This is a genomic window from Campylobacter novaezeelandiae (assembly GCF_004323845.1).
Taxonomy (GTDB): Bacteria; Campylobacterota; Campylobacteria; order Campylobacterales; family Campylobacteraceae; genus Campylobacter_D; species Campylobacter_D novaezeelandiae.
On sequence record NZ_QPGR01000044.1, the window covers coordinates 1 to 507 of the forward strand.

The 507-nt window shown below is 30.4% G+C and carries 1 pseudogene; it reads right to left on the bottom strand.

Features of this window, described 5'->3' with window-relative positions:
- Positions 1-507: pseudogene (locus DU473_RS08290) on the bottom strand (hypothetical protein); the annotation flags it as partial.

Below are 507 nucleotides of genomic sequence, written 5' to 3' on the forward strand. Positions count from 1 at the left end.
GTAGAGATTAAGCTTCTAAAGGTTGCACCAGAGATAGATCTTTTAAGATCAATATCTTTAGAGAATTTTCCTGTTGTAGGATCATAACCTAAATTAATATCCCCACTACCATTGGTTGTTATGTTGCCAATATTACCTTTATCAACCCCTGAGATAACATCACTTATATCTCCTAGATTATCTAGATCAAGATTACTTTCATCTATGGTTATATTATCTGCACTAACGTTACCAGTATTACTTCCACCTACAACTATAGTATCTAAATTACCATCCTTATCAGAAGTTACAAGCCAATCTTCTATGACTATGCTACCAAATCCATTGTTGGTTAAGTTATAACCTTTATCATCTTTACTTATAGTTCCTTGATTATTTACAAAGATAGTTCCATTACCATTATTTGTGATACCACTTGTAATAGTAGCACTAGAATCATTTTTTAAGGTTAAATCGTTATTACTTTGATTTATAATATTACCATAGATAATTCCATTATCTGTGTTT